Raw genomic sequence first — 6658 nt, forward strand, 5'->3', positions numbered from 1 at the left:
AAACGGCCAAAAATCATCTTTTGGCCGTTTTACATTTAATCAACAAACATTCGATACGGAAACACATTTGAAGATCTGTTTTTTAGATTCTTCATAAAGCTTTCGCATAAATAACTCCATTCAGAATCCGACAAATGTTGTTTCTCCTCAGGATTTGTTTTAATATAAATATCAACTGTTCGGCTAAAACCTGCTTTTACCGAAATTTCTTTTCGTGTGCCTTTTTCGATTTTAATATCTTCAACTGAACTTTTAAAATGACTAAATCCAAAGGCTTTAATATCGGCAAATGTTACAATTCTACCACGGGTCAGTAAAGCATTTCTATACGCCAGAATTCTGTCTTTGTTACTTTGTTTATTTAAACCGCCGGCTGTATTGGTCATTAGAGTTGTTGTCTGACTTACAAAAAATAAATCATCTTTACATTCCAAAACAGTTCCTGCCTTAATATCATTTCCTTCTTCTGCACATGTAGACCAATAACTAATCTTAAATCCTTTCCCTATTGATTCATCTTCTTTGGGTTTAATCATTAAATAAGGATCATTATTCTTAGAAAAATTACGTTCCTTGGCCTGTTGTTCGACTGAAGCCAATAACTGATTGATTTCAATCAACGAACTATTCATAAAATCTTTTCCTAAACCTGCAAAAGAGGAACTTTCGTCTTTTAATAAATCTAAAACGTTTTGCAGCAATTCAGAAGCTGTTCTAGAATCAAACCTAGAAACTCCTCCAGTTCTTAATACTGCATTTCCCTCTTCTAAAATACCTTCTTTAAATTCTTTTATTTCGTAATGCCTATTCAATCCATCTACAACAGCGTCTATATCAAGAAAAATATCATTCTTTGTGTCTAAAGCAATATAAGATAAAAAAGTTCCTAGTGGCTTACTAAGTGTATGCTTCTTTTTATTAATTACAGGAATACAGTTTGCTGTAAAAGAAACATTATCAATAATTTGAGGAACTAATGATTCTGGAAATATCATTTTTAACCAAATTACTGGTTTTTCACCTTTATCTGTTACTATTTCAAATGGTTTATACTCAGCCGCATACTCTTTTATATTTTTATATTTTAAAACTCCTTTTAAAGTATAAAAATTATCAAAGTAAAATGCATTTACTTCCTGCATTACCTCAGTAAGATTAGAATAATTGTTATTAATAATACCTTCAACATCAAGATTATTAAGAGGTACATTATACCCCTCTTTTACTTCTATTTCTTTATCATCAATAAAACATTTCATTTGTTTTAAATAATAATGAAACATTTCTTTCTGGTGGGTATTTTTAATATCAATATACAGCATTAAATCTTCAAGCTCTGATACCTTTTGGTCGCCTAATTCAATTCCTAAAACAATCTCTCCCGATGGCAGCGTATGATTGTAATCTCTAACAAGATCTTTGTAAAAAAGATTGGAGATTTGGTACAGATTTCTTTCATAAGCAACATATTTTATTTCGCAGGTTGACAACTTTACTTCGAGAGTTGGAGCAAGTGCAATCTCTTTTGTAATTGGCGCCAATGGATTATAAATATTATGAATTCTTCTGTTTGCTGTCATTTGATTTTGCAGAGAAACTTTGATATTATTTTCGATTGGCAACGCATGAACAATCGCTCTTGAAGGTTTTGCTCCTGATGTTACTTCTGGAAACATAATTTCTAAAACTCTTTCTACAATACGGGTTTTAGAATCTTCGAGTTCATGAGCCACTTTTTCGAGTTCATACGATAATGCATTCAGCATCATCGCTACTACAGGATCAAATGAAGTTTCCATTTCAACATCTGAAAATCCCCATGATCTTGCTGCTCTTTTTAATACTCTGTCTTTTATTCGTTCTTGTCTCATTGCTTAACTTCTTTAAACTTATTTAGAATTACTGAATGATTTTATTTAGAGGTCACTATCGCTCTTAAACATATAAATAGTACTTTTTTTTATTTTACTATTTTTACTTTTCCCCAAAAAATCTGGTTTTCGAAACATGGTCCTAATAACATAACCCTGCCGTTTTAAACTAATAACACAATCAGAATTTATGTTTGCCTCTATCTCAAAGTACCCAATACTGTCTGTGCTCGTACTATTGCCATTGATGTTTACAACAACATTTTGAATAGGTTTTCCTGTATCAAAATCATAGACATAGCCTGAAAATTTATTGTGTGTACAACTGCATAAAAGAAATACAATTATGATAAGTTTTATTTGCAGTTTTAAAAAAAACACAAGAAAAACTTATTTTTTTTGTTTAGAAATTGAATACGTTTTTTTATCATTCCTCTTTTATTAAAAACTAGACTTTATCAACATACCTCCACACGAAAGGATTCGTGCGGTAGCGGGGGAAACGCTCGTGCTAACGCGTATTTTTGTCGGTTTCTGAATAATCAAAGATATGCCAAGTTGCTTTTGTTTCTTTGGCTTGATATATTCCAATTTTAAGCTTTGAATCCTTGTCGTTTTTATTAGATTTTTGTATCCACACTGCAACTTTCCCTTTTGGCTGAACTTCAGCAATAAAATGAAGAACTCTATCTAAATCATAATCGTTTTTAATACTTGGAAGAACACCTATTTGTGTCGCTTTTGTAAGGATAATTTCAGTAGGTAAAGCAAAGCTACCACTATAAAATTTTTGTTCATTGTAAGAAAACCATGTTATGGAAAGACTATCAGGAAGGAAGCTGTTCTTCATATTTTCTTTACAATCATTTATTTGGTCCCAACCCTCATTTAGTATCTTATCTTTATTAATATGATAATCATTTCCTTTAAAATCACAGACTGCAACCTGTACAATATTTCCTTTACTACTTATAACACTTCCTGTCCAATCAAATCTTTCGTATGATTTATAATTATAAAATTGAAAAACATTTGCAATTATTGTTACTAATAAAATTACTGTAAGCAATTTATTCGTTAAATTATATATTATTTCCTTCTTCATAATTCAATTTCTAAAAGCTGTATTCAATCCCATTACGTACAAAAACAACATCCAACAAATGACCGAAATAATAACAAAACAAACTAATAATGCCCCTATGATTCTTCTATACAATAAATTCTCGCTCTCCCGAATATAAACGAATATCAGTAATATATCCATTGTTATAATGGTCCCAAAAGAAACAGCCTCTGTAGAATGTGAATCTCCATTAAAAAAATAGGTTTGTACAGATATAGCAATTAATATTAGTAAAAAGATTGTTATGACTAATTTCATTTTTATTATTTAAACTATTATTTATTACCGATTTGATTGAACAATTTTAATTTTTAAAGCGTATAAATTCATGTTATTACATTTTGCATTTCATGGGATAATTCCGATAGCGCGGATTTGTAATCCGTGCCCTCAAGAATAAGGCACAACACAAATTATCAAAGACAAAAGCTACAAAGAATCATATACTATTTTATTTAAAATAGAAAACCAATCACCAATCTTTACGGGCACGGATTACAAATCCGCGCTATCGGGTTATGCTATCGGGTTATCCCCGCTGGCGCGAGCGTTTCCCTTGTGCACTTGACTTAATTCAATTCTATTACATAAACTTTGTATTCACGAGCGGGACGCTCACACCAGTAGGAGTTTTATTTAAATAAAAATTCAAAATCCAGCAGATTATCATCAAAATTATTGGAATTGTAATAAAAGTCTAATTCATATTTTAATGCAAGTTTCATCTTTAATATTTCGGGCTCCATATAAATTTCATATTCTATTTTAAAATGATGTCCTCTATGCGTTTTTTCTAAAATTATTAGATTTCGACTTATTTTATCTGATATTTTTTCTAAATCTTCTTCATTTTCTATCCAGCAGTTTGTTTTTAACAATAACTCATCATATCTAATAACAATTTTATCTCCATGCCGTTTAAAATAATTTAGTTCTGTTTTCTCTTTTTTTATTAATTTATTAAGTTGATATTTTCCGATAAAATATGCAGTAATGCGGATTAAAACTATACATATTACAAAAAACCAAGGTAGGCTTGATGATATTCTAGTATAAAGAAAAATTGTGGTCATACTTGCATAAGGTTATCAAACTAGAATTTAAGTATTTTGTTTATTATTAATCTTGTACGTTTATTTCCCTGGACCACCTATTCCAGCTTTATTCCATATTTCTTCATCTAAAAAAATGCCATTTTTATCATATTTTCTAATCTCTGTAGTATCGGGAGTTTCAATTGTTATTTTTTTCTCACCATTTGCTGTAATCATCACTATTTCAATAATGTCTTCGCAATAATAAACATCGCTGTCATGAATTAAACTATTATTAGAATCATATAAAGTAGCTTTATTTACAAAGCCATCTCTCACTATGTATTTAATTGTATATGTTTTATCATGCTTTATAAACTTTTCATCAAGTTTTCCGTCAATTTTGCCAGCTTTATTTATTGAAAATTTTGTAAAAAAATTGTCGTATTTAATTATATAATTTCCTTCTTTTAGTATTGTGTCTCGAGCGAGATCATAACGGTTTTTATATTTACTAGCTAGAACAGAAAACTTATAAGTTACTGAGTTAAGTCTAACGTGAAAATTCTCTTTATTTAGAGGTAAATAATCAATCTTTTTTTCTTGAGAGAAAACGAACTGTTGTGTTAAAAACACGAGTGCAATTATAAATTTCATATTTTTTAGCCTTTAATTTCTTTGTAAAATATGTTACTATATCTTGTTGAATTGTTGTTTTTTTTAGTTCTACTTATTAGTGTAATAGTCTTTACATAAACCTTTACCAATCTATTTTTTTGCTTAAATAGAAAAAATATTTCTCCCCCCTAGCTACCTTAAAACTGATTGAATCAGCAGTTTTATTAAATTCATTAATAATTGACTTATTTTCCATTCTAAATTTGTCATAAGTTGTTAATTCAATAAAAGAATTCGGTTTTAAGTCATCTAACGATTTGTTTACATTATATTTCCTTATCAATTCTAACGCTTCTGTTCTAGAAATTAAATAGTTATTTACTCTGACAATAGCCGTAATTTTTTTATTATTTGATAAAAAATCAGATTCAAGTTGGTATATTCTTTTTAGTGTATTTTCTTTAAGATAAAAATCATAATCATAAAAATCTTTATCTAGAATTTTATTATCAACACGAAAATTCCAAGTAATATATTTAACTTTTGATGAATTGATTAGTATCTCAAATTCTATTGGAATACTAATTCGAAAACTATCTTTCAAAATCTTACGATCTCGATAATTATCTTCTAAGATCACTATTTCTTTACAAGGAATTTGTTTAATACTAATCGGGTCACTTTTACAAGAGAATAATGTTAAAAATAAAAATAGATATAAATATTTCATAAATGTTATGTATTAGTTTATAAAAATAGTATCGATATATGTTATTAATCTATCTATTTTTTCATCTGTCTTTGAGTAATGAAGAACAGTATAAATCAAACTTTCTTCATATTCATAATGTTCCATTGTTTCTTTTTGCTCTCTTTGTAAAACTTGCCAATTATCTAAAGATTTGATTTCTCTACGAAGAATTTTATTAAGTATTTCTTGATTTACTTTGGTACATTCATAATTTCCATATCTTTCCTCATTAAATAATTTTCCTTTTGCTAGTTCATAAATTCCTCGAAGACCGTTGTCTTTTGCTTGTTCAACATCATGTACCACAATATTATCCCATATTTCTTCAATAGGCTTACTAATACTTGGATATACGACAGCATTCAAAAAGTCTAAAGGAACAAACATAGTTGTTAAAGTTTCCATTTTTCCATCCATCCCGAAATTAACGACATCTATACAATTTAAAATGAAGTTCAATTTTTCAGCATTTTTTAACAGTGCATTACGAACCTCAACCTGTTTAAAATAATCCAATTGGCTTATTCATCATTTTGCTTTTCTTACCAATTGATTTTTTTAACTACATAAAAATTTTCTTTTTCACCTCTTACAGCTTTAAAGTGAATAGAATCTTTTACTTTTTCAAAATCATCAATCAATATTTTGTTTTCCTTTCTAAATTTATCGTATGTTACTAATTTTATTGTATCTCCAAATTTCAAATTATCCAACGACCAATTCTGATTATATTTTCTTAATAGTTTTCTAGCATCAGTTTTCGAAATTAAGTGATTTCGTTCTTTAATGATTATACCAATTGGTTTGTCAATTAATGATTTATCAGAATCTAATTGATAAATTGATTTTGTTTTGTTTTGCTTTTTATAAACTTGATAGTCTATTACATCATCCCATAAGGTTTTATTATTAATCCTAAAAAGCCAAACAACATAGTCAACAGTAGAATTCATTGTAACTTTAAATTCAATTGGAACCGATATTACAACGCTATCTTTTATGGATGGATTTTTTAAATTAGGTAATATTGTAACAACTTCTTTCGAAATTATTTGTTCAACAATAATTGGCTTTTTCTGTTGGCAAGAAAAGAGTGTAAGTATTATTAAAATATATTTATATATGTATTTCATAATTTCATTCTACTTGTTTATAAAAACTGAATCTATGTATGTTATGTATTCGTCAACGCCTGTTTTTTTTTATTTTATAGTAAAAAAGAGTATATGGAAATATCATTTCCCCCGCTACCGCACGA

8 protein-coding genes are annotated in these 6658 nt (G+C 28.3%); all 8 read right to left on the bottom strand.

Going from position 1 to position 6658, the window contains the following annotated elements:
* Positions 1-35: 35 nt before the first annotated feature.
* The 8 genes from B0A81_RS16470 to B0A81_RS16505 all read right to left on the bottom strand — a co-directional run bounded on the left by B0A81_RS16470 (position 36) and on the right by B0A81_RS16505 (position 6533).
* Positions 36-1871: a type VI secretion system baseplate subunit TssF gene (locus B0A81_RS16470; RefSeq protein ID WP_089059034.1), complete on the bottom strand. Its 1836-nt coding sequence runs from the start codon at positions 1869-1871 to the stop codon at positions 36-38.
* Between the two features lie 511 nt (positions 1872-2382).
* Positions 2383-2976: a DUF2931 family protein gene (locus B0A81_RS16480; RefSeq protein ID WP_089059036.1), complete on the bottom strand. Its 594-nt coding sequence runs from the start codon at positions 2974-2976 to the stop codon at positions 2383-2385.
* A gap of 3 nt (positions 2977-2979) precedes the next feature.
* The gene (locus B0A81_RS21565; RefSeq protein WP_123922201.1) at positions 2980-3255 is read right to left on the bottom strand and encodes a hypothetical protein; all 276 of its coding nucleotides are present in this window, start codon (positions 3253-3255) and stop codon (positions 2980-2982) included.
* A 374-nt stretch (positions 3256-3629) separates the two neighbouring features.
* Complete coding sequence (locus B0A81_RS16485; RefSeq protein WP_089059037.1) at positions 3630-4070, bottom strand: hypothetical protein; 441 nt, start codon at positions 4068-4070, stop codon at positions 3630-3632.
* 60 nt (positions 4071-4130) lie between these two features.
* Entirely contained in the window at positions 4131-4688 is a 558-nt protein-coding gene (locus tag B0A81_RS16490; protein WP_089059038.1) for a hypothetical protein, read from the bottom strand.
* A 103-nt stretch (positions 4689-4791) separates the two neighbouring features.
* Positions 4792-5379 (bottom strand): hypothetical protein, encoded by a 588-nt coding sequence (locus B0A81_RS16495; RefSeq protein ID WP_089059039.1) that lies wholly within the window; start codon positions 5377-5379, stop codon positions 4792-4794.
* Positions 5380-5391: 12 nt separating this feature from the next.
* Entirely contained in the window at positions 5392-5916 is a 525-nt protein-coding gene (locus B0A81_RS16500) for a hypothetical protein (RefSeq protein WP_123922202.1), read from the bottom strand.
* A 26-nt stretch (positions 5917-5942) separates the two neighbouring features.
* Positions 5943-6533: a hypothetical protein gene (locus B0A81_RS16505; RefSeq protein ID WP_089059041.1), complete on the bottom strand. Its 591-nt coding sequence runs from the start codon at positions 6531-6533 to the stop codon at positions 5943-5945.
* Between the last annotated feature and the right edge of the window lie 125 nt (positions 6534-6658).

Origin of the sequence: Flavobacterium plurextorum (assembly GCF_002217395.1) — a bacterium.
GTDB classification, from domain to species: Bacteria; Bacteroidota; Bacteroidia; order Flavobacteriales; family Flavobacteriaceae; genus Flavobacterium; species Flavobacterium plurextorum.

What these genes read in the sequence shown, in the direction of transcription:
- B0A81_RS16470 (WP_089059034.1), bottom strand. Translation starts at nt 1,871, where the DNA reads ATGAGACAAGAACGAATAAAAGACAGAGTATTAAAAAGAGCAGCAAGA.
- B0A81_RS16480 (WP_089059036.1), bottom strand. Translation starts at nt 2,976, where the DNA reads ATGAAGAAGGAAATAATATATAATTTAACGAATAAATTGCTTACAGTA.
- B0A81_RS21565 (WP_123922201.1), bottom strand. Translation starts at nt 3,255, where the DNA reads ATGAAATTAGTCATAACAATCTTTTTACTAATATTAATTGCTATATCT.
- B0A81_RS16485 (WP_089059037.1), bottom strand. Translation starts at nt 4,070, where the DNA reads ATGACCACAATTTTTCTTTATACTAGAATATCATCAAGCCTACCTTGG.
- B0A81_RS16490 (WP_089059038.1), bottom strand. Translation starts at nt 4,688, where the DNA reads ATGAAATTTATAATTGCACTCGTGTTTTTAACACAACAGTTCGTTTTC.
- B0A81_RS16495 (WP_089059039.1), bottom strand. Translation starts at nt 5,379, where the DNA reads ATGAAATATTTATATCTATTTTTATTTTTAACATTATTCTCTTGTAAA.
- B0A81_RS16505 (WP_089059041.1), bottom strand. Translation starts at nt 6,533, where the DNA reads ATGAAATACATATATAAATATATTTTAATAATACTTACACTCTTTTCT.